Genomic DNA, 19,893 nt, shown 5'->3' with positions numbered 1-19,893 from the left:
TTTTAATTAAATTTTAAATGGCCCTTTCAACTTTTTTGGAAATCATTATTCAGCTTTTTAAAAACATGATTCTCAAAAAAATAAGATACATTTGTGTGTTGGGCATTCAGTTTTACATAAGTTGAACTTCTTTTTCACGAAATAACGTGATAAAATACCTCATGTAGAAATGCTCGCACGCAACTTTGTACTTATTTTTTAAGAAGTGGAATTTATATGATTACATTAATAAAAAGAAAGTATTGGACTATACTTGTATTGCTGTTCCTTACAACCTTTTTATGTATTGTTTCATATGCTGAAGTTGGTGATTTGATCTATTCGGATCCGCTGCCGGATAAAGAATTTAAAAGTAAAAACAGTACGAGCCTGGTTCAGGACCAAAACGGATTTATCTGGATCGGCACAAACGATGGCCTTTATTGCTTTAAAGGCAACAACTTATCCCGTTATTTTTCCGGCGGAACCGACAGCACAAGTCTATACGATAACCGTATCGAAAAATTATTTATCGACGATTCGGGTATGCTTTGGATCGTTTCGGTAGGAGGTGTATGTACGTATAATCCGTGTTTGGATAACTTTAATCGTATCCTAAATGGATTTGAGGTGGAGGAGGGAGCATTCCGTCAAATTTCGGGTATAAACCAGGATAAGAACGGTAAGATTTATTTCTCTGCCGAGAATTCGATTTACAGCCTGAATGCCGAGCAACAAATACATGAGCTGGTTTTTAACAACCCTTCGATGTGGATTAGCGACTTTCTTTTCGACGATAAAAATAATATGTGGATTTCGTCGAACAACGGAGGGCTGGCTTATTTTAATACCATCGAAAAAACAACAAAAAGCTTTCTTAACGATAAAAACGATAGCAACAGCTTGAGCAACAATAGTGTTTTTGATATTTCGTTGGAAGAAAACTCGAAAATATGGATTGCAACATATGGTGGCGGTATAAACGTACTGGATACTAAAACTCAAAAAATTAAACGATTCGCCACCAATGGTTCGTATTCCGACTATGTGATTTATACTTACCTCGATCATCAAAAAAATATTTGGGTGTGCGATTTAAGCGGAGTGCGCAGGTACGATAAAAAATCAGATTCGTTTATTGCAGTACCGGGTTTTGATAGTGCCGGAGAACTTATTGAAGAACATCCTTCCCAGATTTTTCAGGACCGGCAGGGGAATTACTGGACGGTTAATAGTCCCGGTGGTGTTGGATTAAGATATAATTCAAAAGGAATTACCATTTACGACGAAAATCCTTCGAAGTTCTGGCACACCATCAATAACAATATTTCTGCAATTGCATTTGATAAAAACGGAGCATGTTGGATTGGTAGTGGTAATGATGGTATCGATATGTTTGATTTTAAAAACTCGCGTCACCGGATATATCAATCCGACCCAGATAATGCCACCAGTGTAGGGCAGGGAGCGGTTTGTTGTTTGTACAGCGACAGCCAAAACAGGATGTGGGTGGGAACCAACCTTGGAGGTTTGCAATGTTACGATCCTGTAAACGATAATTTTATCACCTATTTAAACGATCCGCAGGATTCGTTCTCGATTTCGAATAACGATATTCGCGGAATTCAGGAAGATACTGATGGAAATTTCTGGATTGTTACACACGGAAAAGGGATTGATTATTTCAATTACAAGGAACAGAAGTTCTACAATTACGATCTTTTGAAAAACGGATTGTCGAATAACTGGCCCTTTCAGATTTTGCTCGATTCGGATGAAAACCTGTGGGTAGGAACTCCAAGTGGAGTAAATGTCTTGAAAAAAGGAGAAACGAAGTTTACCACTTATTATCATGTTGCGACGAATCCGAATACTACTCCGAGCGATTATATCAATTGTATTTTCGAAGACTCACAGAAACGAATCTGGATTGGTACGTTCTCAGGACTGTGCAGATATAATCCTGAAAGCAATGATTTTATACGGGTTGATCCCGGTTTTCCGGGGCAGAATATCTGTTCTGTGGAAGAAGACCAAAATGGAAATTTATGGGTGTGTTCGGTTGCTGGAATTACCGGATTTAATCCTGAAAATGAGCAGATAATAACAATACTTGATGAGGCCGACGGATTACCTGCTGGAATGTTTAAACCCGGAAGCAGTGCAATTAATACCGATAATGTTCTGTTTTTTGGCGGCGATGAAGGGATAACCAGTTTTAATCCTGAAGAACTGGTGATGAATGATGATGTCCCTGATGTTTATATATGTGGTATTTACGTGCAGAATAAAAAAGTTGAAAGGTTTGGTGAAAACCAGATCATGGTTCAAAGTCCGCTCTGTACGGATAAAATTGAGCTTAATCACAAGATGAATTCAATTGATTTTGAATTTACTTCGCCCAATTTTATTAATCCCACAAAAAATAAATTTAAGTACAAACTCGAAGGTCTTGACTCCGAATGGATAGAAACAGAACATTCGCATGTAACCTATAATTATCTGCCAGATGGAAAATATGTGTTCAGGGTAACGGCTGCAAACAACGACGGTGTGTGGAATAACGATGGCGCATCGATTACAGTAGTGGTAAATCCACCGTGGTGGTTCACCTGGTGGTTTCTTACCATTTTAGGCTTATTACTGGTTCTTTTGGTAGTCATCATTCTTCGTTATCGGTTAGCAAAACTTAAAGCTGAAAAATATAAGTTGGAGGGCTTAATACTCGATCGAACAAAAGTACTTAACGATAAGAACCGAATTCTGGAGAAACAAAAGGAGAAACTTCACGAAAAAAATGATTTGCTGAAACAACAAAAGCGGCACATCGAAAAACAATCGGCAAAAATTGCAGAAGTGGCCGAAAACCTTTCGCAAATAAATACTGAGCTTACAACGGCAAACGCAACAAAAGACAAACTTTTCTCGATTATTGCACATGATCTGATAAGTCCGTTTAATGCCATTTTAGGTTTTTCGGAAGTGTTAACCGAAGAGTACAAAACTATGGATGACAAAAACAGGATGGAATTAATTCATCACGTCCATAATTCATCGCGCAATGCTTTTGATTTGTTACACAACCTACTGCATTGGGCAAGAAGTCAGGATAAAAAAATTGAATTTGAACCCGAAAATATAAACGTTGCCGACATTATTTCGAATGCAACTACAGAAGTAGCGTCGCTGGCATTGAATAAGAAAATAAGTATTGAAAGCCAACTTAAGAATAACGATCTTTTGATATTCTTCGACAAGAATATGATCAAACTTATTTTACGAAATCTGTTGATGAACGCCATAAAATTCAGCAATCCCGATAGTCGAATTTATATTAATGCGGAGCACACTTCGGCTGATATGGTGCTGTTCTCGGTTCAAGACTTTGGAATAGGAATGGATGCTGAAACCGCAGTAGCAATTTTTGGAGAAGAGGGGAATTTAAACCTGGCAAAAGGAACCTCAGGTGAAAAAGGTGTTGGCCTCGGACTTTCGTTATGCAAAGAGTTTGTTACCAGTCATGGCGGCGAAATTTGGGTTGAAAGCAAACTCGGCGAAGGAAGTACCTTCTTTTTTACTATTCAGGGAAAACAGTAAATACCTGTTTATTTATTGCCCAAATATATAAATAATAGAAAGTTGCTGCTGTTGGTCAATCGTTTCCCAATCTACAATGTGCATCGATAAGTTGAATTTTCCTTTTATTTGTTCGTGGTTGATAAAATACCAAATAAGATCGGTACGCGAGTAGTTTTTGGTACGGTAGTACGGATCGCCATAAGCGAATTTATGACCCGCGCCTAAACTCATCACGGATTTAATTCCAAGGTTTTTGTAACGCATATTAGCTTCGGCAAAAAAACTGGTTGAAACTTCGTACCCGTCAGTAACACTACGTTCGCGATAAGTGGAATTTAGAACACCCATTTTAAGTTCGCCCTGAACTGTTATATTTTCCGGTGTACGTATCCCTCCTTGCAAAGCAAAGCCCATGTAGTCTTTAATATGTAATGGTGGATTGTTATACAGTGTGTGTGCATTATGAAACATCAGCAGGTAATTCTGAAAAAAGAAGTTTTTATAGAAGATCTCGCCCGAAAATCCTGCCATAAACTGTTCGCGTTGCGTATCGGTTTGACGGCCAACCCAATCAACAAATCCATTCTGGTGCCCCCAGTCCCAACGAAATTCTCCAAACATTCCTTCAATATTTGGGCGGTAGTAGAGTAGGGTGTCGGTTAACATGGCCAGCGGGAAATTAATTTTATCACGACGTGGAAACGCTCCAAATGCAAATTCCTTGTCTTCATCCTGAAACTGGTAATACAAAGTCAATTTCGGTTTTTGCGCATCCAGGTCGCTACCAAACTCCAACAGCTGACTTAATCCGCCACGCAACTGGTGGTTGTCAATATCTACACCTACTTCAAAAGCACCGCGGCTTCCCATAATGGTTTGAGGATAAGCATATTCATGCGTAAACTCGCGGTTGTCGCCAATGCCTTCAAAAAGCAGCTGGTATTTAAATTCCTGTGCCTGACTACTCAATGCGCCAAAAAAGAATAGAAGAAGTAATGCTTTTTTCATATAAGAATTCAGAATTTCATTGCGAATGTAGTAAAACCTTTAGCAAATGGTAAATGGAGAAACGTAAAATTGTTAAACTGTTAAATTGTAAAATTGCGAAACTGTTAACCGTAACTATTCACTGTAAACTAGATTAACCTTAGTCGCATAAAATATAATTGTCCTTTCGCGGATTGATTACCATAACCGGAAGTTTTCCGGCCCGGTTTATGATCTTTCTTTCGGGCAAACCAATCAGGTAATCCAGTGGCGTAATACTCGAACTTCCCAAAATCACCAACAAATTACAATCAGACGCCAATGCCAGTTCCAATGCTTCAAAAACATTGCGTAAACTAGATTTTCCTCCTTTATAAAGTTTGTGAGCGATGTCGAATTTTCGGTACAACTTTCTGGTCAACTCAGCATTTTTGTTCACATTGTTTTTGGCTTCTGTTGTTTTATCGTTGGCGGCTACAGAAACTATTTCGGCAGCGTTAAAACGCCCAAAATAAGAGCACCACAGCGAGCTGTCGCTAATTTCTTTCCGCAGGTCGATGGGCTGAACCAGGTGGTTGTAATGCGTTATTTTCGATTCAGGATGTACAAACAAAAACGGAACGGAAGTTTCAGTCAATAGGGTTGAATACTGTTTAAAATTCAGGGCGTTTAATACAATTATTATCGCTTCATAATCTTCGGCAAGTAAATCGGGCAGCCTGGTCTGGCTCTCCGACATCAACAATGTCGATACTTTTTGCTCCGGAATTTCCTGTTTTATGATGGCCGCATAATTCTGGAGTTTTTCTTTCAGTTCATCGCGCTGTTTCTTCTGTTTGGGCTGGTAGTTGTAGAGTAAACAAAGCTCTTTTTTGAAGATAGCTGCCAGTTTCAAACCATGAAGAATCAGGTTTTGATCCGAATCTTTAAGCTCGGTGTAAACAACTATTTTCTGCTCTTTGCTATCGGTCATCTTTATTTTTCACGTAAAAATAATTATTTAAGCTATGCTTTTTTTTGTTGTTGAAAAAAATCAGGAAAGGTTAACATGGATTTACCTACTTTTATGCTGCTAAAGCGCTAACTATGATTAACGAAAAATTGCTAAAACCCAACAGTATTGTTGTTGTTGGAGCATCAAATAATATATCAAAACCCGGTGGAAAGATCATTAAAAACCTTTTAGATCATAACTTCCCGGGAGATCTTTTTGCAATAAATCCCAACGAATCAAAAATTCAGGGGATACCGGCATTTCCCGATGTGGCGGAATTACCGGAGATCGATTTGGCGATTTTGGCTATTCCCGCAAAGTACTGTTTACAAACCATAACCGATCTTGCGGAACATAACAACACCAAAGCATTTATAATTATTTCGGCCGGATTTGGCGAAACCAGCGAACCCGGAAAAGAACTCGAGCGCCAAATTGTAAAGGTTGTAGAGGAACACGATGCTTGTTTAATCGGCCCAAACTGTATTGGAGTGATGACGCCGTGGCATGCCAGCGTTTTTACCACACCTATTCCGGAGTTGACTTCCGAAGGTTGCGATTTTATATCGGGTTCCGGGGCAACTGCCGTTTTTATTATGGAGTCGGGTATTCCGAAAGGTTTGCGTTTTGCCAATGTTTTTTCTGTTGGTAACAGTGCCCACGTTGGTGTGGAAGACGTTTTAGCTTATCTCGATGAACATTACATTGATGGTGAAAGTCCACGCGTAAAGTTGCTTTATATCGAAAATATTAACAACCCGGATAAGTTGTTGTTTCATGCCTCGTCATTAATTCGAAAAGGCTGTAAAATTGCTGCGATTAAGGCCGGAAGTTCATCGGCCGGAAGTCGCGCCGCATCGTCGCATACAGGGGCACTAACCAGCTCTGATGCTGCAGTTGAAGCGCTTTTTCGAAAAGCAGGAATTGTACGTTGTTACGGGCGCGAGGAGTTAACAACCGTTGCCAGCGTATTTATGTGCAAAGAATTGCAGGGCGAAAATCTGGCAATTATTACGCATGCCGGAGGGCCTGGCGTAATGCTTACCGATGCCTTGGAAGATGGTGGATTAAAAATACCTGAAATAGCAGATTCGGAAGCAAAGACGGCACTTTTAAATAAGTTATTTCCGGGATCATCTGTTGAAAATCCCATCGATTTTTTGGCCACTGGAACAGCCGAACAGCTGGGACATATTATCGACGCCTGCGAAAAGGATTTTGATGTTGACGGAATGGCGGTCATTTTTGGGAGTCCGGGTTTGTTCCCAATTGGCGATGTGTACGATGTACTGTCGGAAAAAATGAAGGTTTGCAAAAAGCCTATTTATCCGATTTTGCCGTCGTTGATAAACGTTAAAGATGACGTTGCCCACTTTTTATCGCGGGGAAATGTAAACTTCCCCGATGAAGTCCTGTTGGGACGTGCACTTACCAAAGTTATAAATACGCCAAAGCCTGTTGCTGATACAGAAACGGCCGGTGCGATTGATCCGATGGCCGTTAAAGCAGTTATTGCCGAAACAAAAGATGGTTATCAGCCACCGGAAGTTATTCATCAATTGTTTGATCTGGCTGGTATACCGCGGGTAAAAGAAATGGTTGCCAAATCAGAATCGGAAGCCGTGTTGGCAGCTATGAACATCGGATTCCCGGTAGTGATGAAAGTGGTTGGGCCGGTTCATAAAACCGAAGTGGGTGGCGTAATTCTGAATGTGAGAAACGTAACCCAGGTGCGCAAAGAGTTTCATCACCTGTTTCAGATTGAAGGAACCGAGGGAGTGCTGATTGCCCAAATGGCAGCCGGTAATGAGTTGTTTTTGGGCGCTACCTACGAAGAAACGTTCGGGCACGTTGTATTGTGCGGAATGGGTGGCATTTATGTAGAAGTGATGAAGGATGTAGCATCGGGTCTGGCGCCGTTAACTCACAGTGAAGCACGGTCGATGGTTACCAGTCTGAAATCGTACAAAATACTTAAAGGATTTCGGAAGCAAGAGGGAGTTAATATTGATAAGTACGTGGATATTATTGTACGCCTGTCGTGGTTGTTGCGGTATGCCACCGAAATTAAAGAGATTGATATTAATCCGTTGTTGGGGAACGAACAGGAAATTCTGGCGGTTGATGCCCGCATTCGAATAGAACATTAAAACATTTATAAAATAAAAAATGCGCTTAGTGGTTCAAAACCGCTAAACGCATTTTGCGCAAAGTTTAGTAAGATTTTCTAAATCTTTATAATCGACTTTAAAGTTTACATCTCACCCGGAGGAATGGCAGCCGGAACTACATTTTTAACCGGCGTTAAGCTTTTCAGATAAGCAAAAATTGCCGACACATCTTCATCTTTTATATCCTTAAAATTTTCGGAAGGCATTGGTGGTAAGAGCGGACGTGTTCCATCCAAACCTTTGAATTTTCCTTCTTTCATGGCTTTTTTAAACTGTTCTTCACTCCAGGTGCCAATACCCGTTGCATCGGGTGTTAGGTTGGCCGCAAACGACATTCCCCACGGACCGGCACTACCGGTTAAATCGGGATAAAAGGTCGCAAAACCCTGTTGTGTCATTTCTGTCGCTAGATCGAGTATTGGACGATCTCCCGGGTAGCCCGATAAAAGTAACTCGGGGATAAGCTCCGGTCCGTTGGCACCCACTCGTTTGGGTGAGTGGCAATCGTTACAGCCCATTATTGTTACCAGATACTCGCCACGCGCCACCAGCTCTTCGCCAGATAATTCAGTAGGTTCAGCTTCAGCAACCGTTGACTTTGATCCGTTGGTGCATGAAAAATTTACCAGGGCTAAACAAAAGGCTCCAAAAATCAGCAAAACAAATTTGTTCTTTCTCATCGCTTTTTCTTTAAGTTATACATATCATAAATAGTTTCACTTTCAACTAAAAGCAGGCTGATTTTGGATGTTTTTTGGCTAAAAAGTATGCCGGACGGCAATTGAATTCAATTTACATTTTATTAAGATTAATTCAAAATAAAATGTAAAAAGGAATTTTTAGAATGTGGAGACTTCAGCCATGTAATTGAGCAGATATTTATAATTTGGCGTAACGAAAAATTGGAATATGCTTAAACATGTGGCGTTAAACGGCCTTGATCTTGCGATGGATTCTGCCTTTATCAAAAGGCTATTGAAAGGGGAGAGTTCGGATTATTTCCCTGAACTGGCAGGGAAAAGGGGAGTGTTGTTTTCGAATACGACATTAGCACAATTTATTGAAGATGAGTTCAGACACGATAATTTTGAGCTGACAAAAAACTATGGTCGCAGCATTCGTACATTATCGAGTGGAGAGCAAAAAAAGGCGTTGCTTGAATTTCTGTTGGCAAAAAAGCCTGACTTTATTCTTCTCGATAATCCTTTTGACGCGTTGGATGTGGCTTCGGTAAAGCAGTTAAAAGCACGATTGGAAACCATTGCCAACGAAATGACCGTGATACAGGTGTTTAAACGAAAGTCGGACTTGCTGCCATTTATAGATCATGCCATGCGTGTTGATAATGGGAGAGTGGTTTATAACGGAGGAGTAGAAGAATACCTGGATAAATATGAACCGGAAGCCAATGTAATTTTTTCGCTTGAAATTCCGGGACCCATACACGAGCAAACTGAAGTACATGAAGAATTAATAAAACTGAGTGATGTTTCGGTTCATTATCAGGAAAGGCAAATTTTAAATGCAGTTAACTGGACCATAAACGCCGGAGAATTCTGGCAACTGAAAGGCCCTAACGGATCGGGGAAGACCACCATTTTAACCATGATAAACGGCGATAATCCAAAAGCTTTTGGTCAGAACATAGAACTTTTTGGCCGACAGAAAGGAACCGGCGAAAGCGTTTGGGAAATCAAAAAGAAGATCGGGTATTTTACACCGTCGATGATGGAGCTGTTTAAACGTCGCCACACGGCCGAACAAATGGTGATTTCAGGTTTTCACGATTCAATTGGTTTGTACCACCGCCCGAGCGAAATACAAACACATGTGGCCAACGAGTGGCTAAAAGTATTAGGAATTGAGGCAAAAAGTAAACTGGCTTTTGTCGATCTTTCGCAGGTGCACCGCCGAATGGTGCTGATTGCCCGTGCTATGATAAAACATCCGCCTTTACTCATTCTCGATGAACCGTCAACCGGACTCGATGATAAAAGTGCGGCGCTGCTTTCGGCACTCATTAATAAAATTGCCGACGAAAGTAAAACGGCAATTCTTTATGTGTCGCACCGAACTGAGCCGGATTTAAAACCGCAGTTAGTATACGAACTAAAACCCGGAGAAAATGGTTCGGTAGGAGCAGTGAAAACCTAAGAAATCGAATAGCTGTAAAACAATTCTTTTTACTGTTTCAGTTTACTAATGCATCAGCAATAATCGAATGCATCCTCTTTACGTCGAATGGTTTGCTGAAATATTCCAGGATTAATCCCGAATCAAGCGCTGCCCTAATTTCATCAGTAATCTCGAAACCGGTAAGTATAAAGAATTTCTTGTTTGGAAATTTTTCCTTGGCTTTTGTTATAAATTCAATGCCGTTCATACCCGGCATCTTCATATCGCTGATAATTACCATAATATCGGGATGTTCATCGAGTACTTTCAGACCTTCTGATCCATCGGGCGCTGTTAATACTTCATATATTTTTTTGAAATTACTTTCAAAGAGTAACAGGTTAATCGGCTCGTCGTCCACATAAAATATTTTTTGCTTCTCACTCATCGTTTATGATTTTAAGGGTAAGGTAATTTTAACTTTTGTTCCTTTATTTATTTCCGATTCAAAATCGATCGTTCCATTGTGGTCCTGAATTATTGAATAAGTGATTGAAAGTCCAAGGCCGGTTCCTTGTCCCGGATCTTTGGTCGTAAAGAACGGGTCGGTTATTTTCTGCAGGTTTTCTTTGCTGATGCCTGAGCCAGTGTCGGTTAACTCGATAGTAACCTGCTCTTTACTACAACATGTTTTTATAAAAATTTGGCCTTTATTTTCAATCGCCTGAATACCATTCATTAAAATATTGGTAAAAACCTGGTGTAATTTACCAACATTTCCCCGAACTGAATTTACTTCCGGGCAATATTCTTTCACAATTTCTACTTTGTTCTTGTACTGATTGTATAATACGGTTAAACAGTTGTCAAGAATAGAGTGTACTTCACAGTCTTCGTTAAAGTTGCTGTTATCGCGGCTAAACTGGTTCAGCCCTTTCACGATGTCGGAAATGCGATGAATGGCTGTTTCGGTGCTGGAGAGTAGAAGGTTGGTTGTATTTTCATCCTGTGTACCGTGTTCTTCAAAATAATTTACAAATCCGTAATAGATACCGGAAAGGTAATTTAGCGGATTATTAATTTCGTGCGACACGCCCGCTGTTAAAGTACCCAACGAGGCCATCTTTTCTGCCTGTACAAGCTGTGCTTGAGTTTCTTGCAATCTTGAAAGCGTATTTTTCAACTCTTCCCGTTGTTCTCTAATTTGTTCATTACTACTTAGTAACCCTTCATTCGATTCACGCAATTCCTCATTTATTTGCTCAATGGTTTCCGTGCGTATTTTAACCAATTGCTCGAGGTTGTTTTTATGGTTATTTAGGTCGTCTTGTAGTTTTTTACGTTCGGTAATATCAACAAACATCGAAACCATGACATCGTCCATTACCTGAAAGTTATAATTTTCGAAGACAATCGAAACTCCCTTAAGAACAACTTCTTCGTTGTGTAAATATCCGCCGTTGCGTGCTATTTCGAAATACTGTCGGGGGATTTCCGTGTTTTTTAAGTTGGGGTGTGCATCTGATATTTCTTTGCCAATCAGCTTTTTATTGTCCTTTTTAAGAATATCATCGGCAACCTTATTGGTATCGGTAAGAATTAGCTTTTCATCAATAATAGTAAACATTTGGAAGCCCAAAGGAAGCGATGTAACAATACTTTTAAATTTGCGCTCGCTTTCCGTCAACTTGTTCATCGAATGCTGAAGTTCTGCGTTGATTTGATTCAATTGCTCGTTCAGTGCTTCGTACTCTTCATTCTGAGCCGCAATTTCTTCATTTTTTTGTTGCATTTCCTTCTCTGCCAGCACACTGTTTCCATAAAGTATTGCGTTCTCTATTGAGATAGCAGCCTGTCCCGCCAGCAACGATAGAAACTGTACATGCTCTTTCCTGAAAGCATTTGTAACCAGGTTGTTTTCGAGGTATAATATGCCTTTTAATTGATTTTTATGCATCAATGGCGTACAGAGTATCGATTTCAGTTGCTTGTTGACAATGTATTTGTCGGTCACAAAAATTCCATCTTTTGCCGCATCATTCAGCACAATGTTTTCTTTTGTTCGTGCAACATAACGTATGATGTTTGCCGGAAGCCTGTCGTTCCCTTTAAAAGGAATTGAGTGAAGTACTTCTAATTCATCTTTTGGAATGTTCTTTTCGCCCTCGATGTACCATTCGTCGTCTTTGGGTAAAAGTAGTACAGCTCTTTCTGCACCGGCATTTTCAAGAACAATATTCATGATTTTCTCCAAAAGCAAATTCAGCTTAATCTCTCCGGATATGGTTTGCGACACCGTGATCACGCTGTCTAAATCGAGCATAATGACTTCAGTATTTGTTCTTTCCGTCATTATTCCCTGGAACTTTTCGTACTGGGTATCGATTTTAGCAGTTGCCCCGGACGCTTTGTAAATGTCTTTTGCAATGGACAAGTGATTGGCTGCATAGTTTTCGTTTCCTCTTTCGAGCCACATTTTTGCAAGCAGTTCGTGCCCCAATGCTTCATTGTTCGGGTATCTATACTTATGAGCCGACTGTATGGCCGCTTCGTACAATGGCAGGGTCACAGAAATATTTTCGCCTTTTGCCCTTAAACGTTCGGCTTCAATCAGTAGATATTTGTGCTCGTAATTCTGCGGGGAGTTTTCGGCCCAAATTTTTAGCTGAGCATGATATTTTTCGAACAACTGGTAATAATCTTCTTTTTGGGCAGTGTTTTTAATGTGCTCATCGGCAGCAATCAACATCAGGCAGCTGTAGAAATAGGCTTCAGGAACTTTCACCTGTCCCGGTACTCCTTTGGCTACAGTGTCGGTTTCGCCAATTAATTCAGCGCCTTCTTCAAACAAACCGTACCAATATAAACTACGCATTTTTACCACATAAAACCAGCCCAATACAATTACCTGGTCGTAGTATTTTGTAAGGTGTTCGGCTTCGCTGAAAACTTCACAATCGAAGGTGCTTTTATCCTTGGTTTTGCCCATTAAGTTCAACAAGGCACAAAAAGCACCCGGAATAAAAAAGCTGCTGAGCGCTTCTGCTGATTTATTTTGAAGGTAATCCAGGTAATGCTTTGCCTCGCGGTATATCTCTTCTGTTGGATTTCCGTCGATGAGCAGGTTCGAGATAATGTTGGCAGCACCATAGCCGGCATAAGTCCAGTCGCCCGCTTCCACACTGTATTTATAAGCTTTGCGGAAAGCATAGGTAGAGTAACGAACGTGCTTTTGCCAGTGACTGATTACCAGCCCAAACATAAAATACACCTTCCCGCGGATGTCGAGATTTTCGTATCTGTCGGAAAGTACCAAAGCTACTTCACCGAATTTGTAGCCTGTTTTAAAATCCTGCAGTCTGTTTATACACACAAAACCATACTGAATGTAAGCAAACGAAGCCAGATCGCTGTTGCCGTGCTGCAAACACAGGTTGGTCATTTTTACCGACGACCATTGCACAATTGTATCGCGCGAAAGCAGGTAAGCCGTCATCCACATACCAACCAGTATTTTTAGTTGCGCGGTAAACTGTTCCGAATCCATTTCAGGAGAATCAGTAAGTTCCTCTATTTCCCTTCCTTTAAGGTTGACTGAGATTTGAGTCAGTTCATATTTTATTTGCTCTTCGAGTTCATCGTCGTTACCTACCTTAACACCCAAAAGTTCCAGTGCTGCCTTTTGCATGTTCAGGGCACTTTCGTAGTCGCCCTGCAGGTGAAGGTCGTCCATTTGTATGGCAAATACCTCCACTTCATCCTGCACCGATTTGGTATTTTCGTGCAATACCGGATAGAGCTTAGCAGCTTTTTCGAAATCGTTGTTGATATAATAACTTCTGGCCAATTCTTTACAAACTTCAAATGCCAGTTTAAAGCTATTATCGAAAGCGTTTTCGGGAAGCAGAGCATAGGCCGTTTCGAGGTATTTTTCTGCAGCTGAATAGGCCATCGATTTGCCGGCTTTAACGCCTGCCTGAAGGTTAAGCCTGGCTACCTGAAGTTTCTCTTTATCGTTTTCAACCAGTGCTTGCCCTTGGTTAAAATGGTTAACCAGATCGAAAAGTTTGTCTTCAAATTCTTCATGACCATTGTAATTGTCGAACATTAATCGACCTATTTTCAGATGGATGCGCGGTTTCTCGTTGTCAGCTATTAATGAATATGCAGCTTGCTGCACTCTGTCGTGTAGAAATTTAAAGGCTACCAATTCTGTATCTACATCCGAAATTCCAACAGCTTTGTATTTGTCGTTTAGTGGTAAAATCAGCCCTTCGCGGATAGCATTCAGCAAAAGTTGCTGGTTTTCAGAACAGTTTGGGGCATCGCCGTGAGAAACGATGGTCAGCGTTTTTAGGTTAAAAGTGTTTCCGATAGCCGAAGCTAACTGCAACAGATTGGATATTTCCGGTGGCAGATCTTTTATTTTATCCGCCATCATTTCCACCACGTTATCCGTGATGTTCTGTGCTGCAATTTGCGCAGTATCCCATTGCCAACAAAAGCAGTCGAAATTAAATTTCAGCAGCTTTTTGTCGTAAAGGTTGTGAACGAACTGGTGCGTGAAAAAAGCATTACCCCTGGTTTTTTCGTAGACAAGATTGGTTAAGGGTTGTACTTTTTTCTTATCGCCTGCAAAGCTTTCTTTTAGCAGCTCGCTTATATCTTCTTTGTGAAGATTTTTTAATTCAATACGATTTAGTATGGCCTTTTTTTGCTGTAGTTCGTGTAAGGTTATTATCAGCGAATGTTTGCTGTCCACTTCATTGTCACGATAGGCTCCGATTATAAGCAGGTGCCGAATTTCGTCATCCAGCATTATACTTTTTAGCAGATTTAGCGATGCGGTATCGGCCCATTGCAAATCGTCGATAAAAAGAATAAAAGGATGCTGTTCGTCGGAGAGCACTTTAATAAAGTTCAGGAAAATCACGTTAAAACGATTCTGCTCTTCGGTCGCACCAACTTCAGCCACCGGCGGCTGTTTGCCGATAATAAATTCCAGATCGGGGATTACATCAATTATTATCTGACCATTTTTCCCAACTGCGGCAAGTATTTTTTTGCGCCAAATCTCCAGCTGTTCAGCACTCTCCATTAACAAGTACCTGCAAAATTCATTAAACGCCAACGTGATCGCATAGTAGGGGATATTTTTCTGAAACTGGTCGAATTTTCCGGCAGCGAAATGCCCGTTTTTTTCGGTCATCGGTTTGTGCACTTCGTGTACCAGCGCTGTTTTACCAACGCCCGAGTACCCGGCAACGAGCATCATTTCAGCTTTTCCCGTGCTAACGCGGTCGAATGTTTGTAACAAAGTATGCAGCTCCGTTTCCCGCCCGTATAGTTTTTCAGGGATGTATAATTGCCCGGTGAAATCTTTTTGAGAAAGTTCGAAAGATTCAATTTTGCCTTTTTCATCCAATTGCTGTTTGCACTCCAGCAAATCGGCAAGCAAGCCACTGGCCGACTGGTATCTTTCGTTCGGATTTTTGTCGAGCAGTTTCATTATAATCGCTGAAACAACTTCCGGCACTCCTTCTTTTATATCGATTACCGGCCGGGGCTTTTTTGCAATGTGCGAGAAAATAAGTTCGGCCTTATCGGTGGTAGTAAATGGCAACACTCCGCTTATCATTTTATAAAGCGTAACTCCCAGCGAATAGAGGTCGCTGCGCAAATCAACAGTTTTATTGATACGCCCGGTCTGCTCGGGCGAGATGTAGGCCAGCGTTCCCGGAAGTACCGTCGGGGGAATGATGCCAACCTGTTCCTGATTAATTTTTACCGCCAATCCAAAATCAATCAATTTTACGGTATCCAGCTTCGGGTTTACAATAATATTTGAAGGGTTTATGTCTTTAATAATTACTCCCTGACTGTGCACGTCTTCAACCGCTTTTGTAATGGCAATTGCAAGAGTCAGAAAGCGGGATAGTTCAAAACCGTTTTTTGGAATGTAGCGCTGCAGGGCTGTCATCTTATCGTCTTCCATAACCAAAAGCGAACTTCTGGAACCGTGTTTGATTTCCAGATATTTTACAATGGAAGAACCCTTAATCGATTTTCCGATTTCAAATTCGTAGGCTAAACCGTTTATCAGTTTTACAGAAGCAGTTTCTAATCGTACTTTTAATAGAACCGGTTTGTTATCGGCCTTTCGCTCTGCTCTGAACACCTCGGTATCAGCGCCTTTGTGTATGTTCTCCTTTATTGTAAATTCTTTGAATATCATATCTGGTATGAAATAACTAAATTTACATAAAAATTACTGTTTACGAAAGGTGTTGTTTGTATATTATATTAAATAATGACGGTTGTTTTTTAGTGAAAGGAGTTATTTTAATAGTCGCTAAGTTGTGAGAAGGATGTTGTAAACCGGTCAGTTTGGACTATTCATCTTCGCTATTTTGGTATTAAATGATTTTATAACTCAGGAGAAATATTTCAGAAATTGTTCATTCAAAGGAACGGATACCGCGTGCTTTTTTGCCCGTTTTACAACGGTGCCAGCAAATAACGCAACTTCTGTTGAACGGCCGGCAAGTACGTCCTGCGCCATTGACGGACGCTCGTTTGGGGCGAGCGTATCGATGATCTTCAGCCAATAGTCTATATCATCCTGAGATAAGTTAACGCCTTCTTTATTTGCAACTGCAATTGCTTCTTTCATCGTGTCAATCATCATGTTGCGTGCTTCTCCCGATTTTTGTACAAGATCGTTTGTAGCATTAAAATACGCAACGGTTTGGTTGATGCCTACATTCAGCATCCATTTGCTCCAAAGCTTATGCTTCATCCGGTTGTTGATTTCATACGGTAATTCAACCTTGTCGAAAAAGGCTTTTACTCGTTCAACTTTCTCTGAGTTAGCCACTGCATCCAGCTCACCAAAGCTCAGAATTCCTTTTGTGCGGTAGCTCATTTTATTGCCCACCTTCGATGCAGTCATTCCCTGTGCAACTGTGTATAACAAATGCTCGTCTCCATACACTTCTCCAATTTCTGCTTCGCTGACCACACCGTTTAAAACCGAAAGAATAATGGTATCGGGGCCAACGTGACCTTTTATCATGCGAATTGCGTCAGCTAGAGCGTTGTATTTGACAGCAACAATAAGAAGATCGGCCGGATCAACCGGCGCATCAGGACTTACATAATCAAACTCACAAACCTGTTCGTTGCAATAAATGCCATCCTTCTTATACTTGTCAATCCGCTTGGGATCTGCAATAATTCGAAGATTCCCGCCAGGCATCCGGCGTAAAAAGTGTTCGCCATATAAAATTCCCAGGGCGCCTAATCCGATAATGGATACTTTACTGATTGTTTTACTCATTATTATCTGCTCGTATTTTAGGTCCTGTAAAATTAATCAGCCTGGCGGAATCCCAAAGTCCGCCGGTTAAAACGTTTTATTTCAGACCAAAAATGATATAATCAAGAGAGAATTTACCGCTTCCGCCCAAAAGTAATGCGATGTATATCAGCAAAAACAAAATGGGCACTTCTTTTTTATCGAAGGGAAAAGCTTTCAGCGTATGAAAAGCGGCAATTACCATTGTTAGCAGCAAAGGAATAGCTGCAAGTCGTGTTCCCAGTCCTACGATCAATAAAAATGAAAAAAAGACTTCGACGAACGCTGCCGCGATTAACGAGTTCTTTTCACTTAAACCAAAGGTGCTAAAGAACTGTATCGGCTCTGATGATAATAACTTTTTGACTTTAGGAATACCATGATTCAGCATCAGTATTCCAATTGTAATTCGTAAAACCAGGAGTGCCACATCAATAGTTGCAGCACTCTGGTTAATTCCTGATATATTTTTTAAAAGATCCATAATTTCTTAATTATTGTTGATCTGCTTGCACAAACTCTCCGTTTGCAACAATTTTTACTTCGTCGCTAACAATCGCTTCCGGAAATTTGCCGCCAACTTCAAAATCCGAACGTTTAATGCTTCCGTCAATTTGAAACGAAGTAGTTAATTTCGAAGACATCGGGTTGGTGGTTTGCCCGCGGTACCACAAATCAACCGTAATTGTTTTTGTAACGCCGTGGATGGTAAGATCGCCGGTAAGTTTGTATTTGTTTTCGCCTGCCGGTTTAATACCTGTGCTTGTAAACGTCAGTTCCGGGTATTTTTCCACATCAAAAAAGTCGGCACTTTTCAGGTGGTTGTTACGGGCTTCAACGCGGGTGTTAATCGAACTGGTTTTAGCGGTAAGGTTAAAAACGGCGTCGCTAAAATCTGCTTTTGATGATTCAACGCTAACTGTAAAGTCGTCGAATGTTCCGCTTACGTCGTTAATGCCTAAGTGCGTTACTGTAAAGAACAGTTGAGAGTGAGGTGCGTCGTTTGTCCAAACCGACGAAGTTCCGGCTGTGAATGCTGATAAAGTTATTACAGCCACTATTGATAATAATAAACTTAATTTTTTCATGGTATTATTTTTAAATGTTGAATAATTCTTACTGTTTCTACTTAGTTTGCCAATCCGATTTGTTGCATAAAGGCCATGTTATCCCAGAACAGGTGCTCTTCGTACATGGTGCCGTCTTTCCACAGGCCAATGGTTACCATAGGTAATTTGAATGATTTTCCGGTTGGATCGATAAATTTTCCGTCGCCGATTGGCATAGGTTCTGAAAATGTTCCTTCAATATAACCGGTAACTGCGGTGTATTGTCCGGTGCCAAAACGAATGGGGTGAACGTTAATCTTGGTGTTCGGTGCAAAAACAAACATCGGTTCCAGTGCTGCAATGTGGTCTTCCAAACCAACAGTTGTGCTTCCATCGGGATAGTAAACAAGAATGTTTTCAGCATGACTTTCGTGTAATCTTTCCCATTCCTGGTTACTGTAAACTACAAAATCCAGTGTGTCGAATTTTTGCAGGTACTCTTCAGTTAGCTTTTGACCGGCTAAAATTTCATTGAGTTGTTTTTTTGCTTCAGCGATTTCTTTTTTCGACTGTGCATTTGCAGTTAATGTACTTACCAGTACCACTGCCATCAGAATTAGATTTAATTTTTTCATGACTATTTGTTTTAAAATTTATGATACAAAGTTACCGTGTAGTCCTACCTTGTACACTTGACCTAGGATAAGAAATGCGCTTGATGTAGGTTAAGTAGGCGGAGTGAGATATACGTTGTAGCCGTTGGAAATGAATGGTATATAGCGTGCGTATGGTTGAGGGAGTGGGAGAGTGAGGGCTTTTGAGTTGGGGAATGGGAGTTGTTTTATGGTGCTAACGGTCACTTGTATGTGGTCGGGCGGTCCCGATGCAATCGGGAGTGTCAGACCCGCAGGAAAGTGGGCGCAAGGTCTGACTTGTCAGACCGCTAAAACCCCCGCCTGCCATATTACAATTTGTTATGCACTGTATTTTTTTAATATTACATCTAATATTTCTAATGTTTTGTTTGTATCAAGAAGATTGTCGTATTCAATTTTTAAAACTTCATCTTTAAATGCTATTGTTCTAATTTCTATCTCGTTTTTCAGATATTCAAACAACTCAGGAGGCATTATCCATCTTTCATTTAATTGAGCAGATGATGAGATTGAGTAGTGCTTGTCATACGATAACGTTTTAGCAGTCTGAAACAACCTTCTGATCAAATCAAATTTATCCTTTTTCTTAATTTCCCATTTTTCATATTGGCTCTTGATTTTATGAACTTCAATCTTCGATGATGTATTAATTGCAAAATGTTTGTCTAACGGACTACTGTAATGACTGTCGAATTGTCTTTTCCCTATTATTACAATTTCCTTATTACCTCTTTGAAAGTTGAGCTTAAACTCTAGTATGTGTCGGTTAACAATGCCAGATATTTTGCCATTTAAATCAACTGAGAATTTCTCCCATGAATGTGCTAATTCCTCATGCAATAAGTAATGTCTATGATCTTGTTCTCCTGTTACTATAATTCTTTCAATCATATATCTGAGGTCGTGATTTCAATATTGCACCTAACGGTAAATTGTATGAGTAGTGGCAGATTGCGTGGAAGTTTCCTGTCAAACCGCTATGCAGTTTGAGCGGGCTACAAACCTT

Annotated in this window: 13 protein-coding genes; 3 read left to right on the top strand and 10 right to left on the bottom strand. The window is 40.5% G+C overall.

The window, feature by feature from the left end; genetic code table 11:
- Window positions 1–216 precede the first annotated feature (216 nt).
- A complete protein-coding gene (locus SLH46_RS11820; protein WP_320281394.1) occupies window positions 217–3,576 on the top strand; it encodes a ligand-binding sensor domain-containing protein in 3,360 nt (1,119 codons plus the stop codon).
- Window positions 3,577–3,588: 12 nt separating this feature from the next.
- On the opposite strand, the gene SLH46_RS11815 is transcribed toward SLH46_RS11820, so the two are convergent.
- Both SLH46_RS11815 and SLH46_RS11810 read right to left on the bottom strand, forming a co-directional pair.
- On the bottom strand, window positions 3,589–4,566 hold the full coding sequence (locus tag SLH46_RS11815; protein ID WP_320281393.1) for a hypothetical protein: 978 nt from the start codon (window positions 4,564–4,566) through the stop codon (window positions 3,589–3,591).
- 139 nt (window positions 4,567–4,705) lie between these two features.
- The gene (locus SLH46_RS11810) at window positions 4,706–5,518 is read right to left on the bottom strand and encodes a hypothetical protein (RefSeq protein WP_320281392.1); all 813 of its coding nucleotides are present in this window, start codon (window positions 5,516–5,518) and stop codon (window positions 4,706–4,708) included.
- A 113-nt stretch (window positions 5,519–5,631) separates the two neighbouring features.
- Between SLH46_RS11810 and SLH46_RS11805 the strand changes: the two genes are divergently transcribed.
- The gene (locus SLH46_RS11805) at window positions 5,632–7,689 is read left to right on the top strand and encodes an acetate--CoA ligase family protein (RefSeq protein WP_320281391.1); all 2,058 of its coding nucleotides are present in this window, start codon (window positions 5,632–5,634) and stop codon (window positions 7,687–7,689) included.
- A 104-nt stretch (window positions 7,690–7,793) separates the two neighbouring features.
- Here SLH46_RS11805 and SLH46_RS11800 read toward each other — a convergent pair whose 3' ends face one another.
- Window positions 7,794–8,390: a c-type cytochrome gene (locus SLH46_RS11800; protein WP_320281390.1), complete on the bottom strand. Its 597-nt coding sequence runs from the start codon at window positions 8,388–8,390 to the stop codon at window positions 7,794–7,796.
- A gap of 229 nt (window positions 8,391–8,619) precedes the next feature.
- Between SLH46_RS11800 and SLH46_RS11795 the strand changes: the two genes are divergently transcribed.
- Window positions 8,620–9,864 (top strand): ATP-binding cassette domain-containing protein, encoded by a 1,245-nt coding sequence (locus tag SLH46_RS11795; protein ID WP_320281389.1) that lies wholly within the window; start codon window positions 8,620–8,622, stop codon window positions 9,862–9,864.
- A 37-nt stretch (window positions 9,865–9,901) separates the two neighbouring features.
- Here the strand turns inward: SLH46_RS11795 and SLH46_RS11790 are convergent, their stop codons facing one another.
- The 7 genes from SLH46_RS11790 to SLH46_RS11760 form a co-directional block, all read right to left on the bottom strand.
- Entirely contained in the window at window positions 9,902–10,273 is a 372-nt protein-coding gene (locus SLH46_RS11790; RefSeq protein ID WP_320281388.1) for a response regulator, read from the bottom strand.
- 3 nt (window positions 10,274–10,276) lie between these two features.
- On the bottom strand, window positions 10,277–16,060 hold the full coding sequence (locus tag SLH46_RS11785; protein ID WP_320281387.1) for an AAA family ATPase: 5,784 nt from the start codon (window positions 16,058–16,060) through the stop codon (window positions 10,277–10,279).
- Window positions 16,061–16,258: 198 nt separating this feature from the next.
- Window positions 16,259–17,164, bottom strand: a complete 906-nt coding sequence (locus SLH46_RS11780) for a ketopantoate reductase family protein (RefSeq protein WP_320281386.1) — start codon at window positions 17,162–17,164, stop codon at window positions 16,259–16,261.
- Window positions 17,165–17,240: 76 nt separating this feature from the next.
- On the bottom strand, window positions 17,241–17,666 hold the full coding sequence (locus SLH46_RS11775; RefSeq protein ID WP_320281385.1) for a DoxX family protein: 426 nt from the start codon (window positions 17,664–17,666) through the stop codon (window positions 17,241–17,243).
- 10 nt (window positions 17,667–17,676) lie between these two features.
- Window positions 17,677–18,270, bottom strand: coding sequence for a YceI family protein (locus tag SLH46_RS11770; RefSeq protein WP_320281384.1), 594 nt, complete (start codon window positions 18,268–18,270; stop codon window positions 17,677–17,679).
- Between the two features lie 41 nt (window positions 18,271–18,311).
- On the bottom strand, window positions 18,312–18,866 hold the full coding sequence (locus SLH46_RS11765; RefSeq protein ID WP_320281383.1) for an ester cyclase: 555 nt from the start codon (window positions 18,864–18,866) through the stop codon (window positions 18,312–18,314).
- Window positions 18,867–19,205: 339 nt separating this feature from the next.
- Window positions 19,206–19,778: a hypothetical protein gene (locus SLH46_RS11760; protein ID WP_320281382.1), complete on the bottom strand. Its 573-nt coding sequence runs from the start codon at window positions 19,776–19,778 to the stop codon at window positions 19,206–19,208.
- Window positions 19,779–19,893: the final 115 nt, after the last annotated feature.

Origin of the sequence: Draconibacterium sp. IB214405 (genome assembly GCF_033963885.1) — a bacterium.
Lineage (GTDB): Bacteria > Bacteroidota > Bacteroidia > Bacteroidales > Prolixibacteraceae > Draconibacterium.
This window is presented reverse-complemented; position numbering and strand designations above follow the sequence as displayed.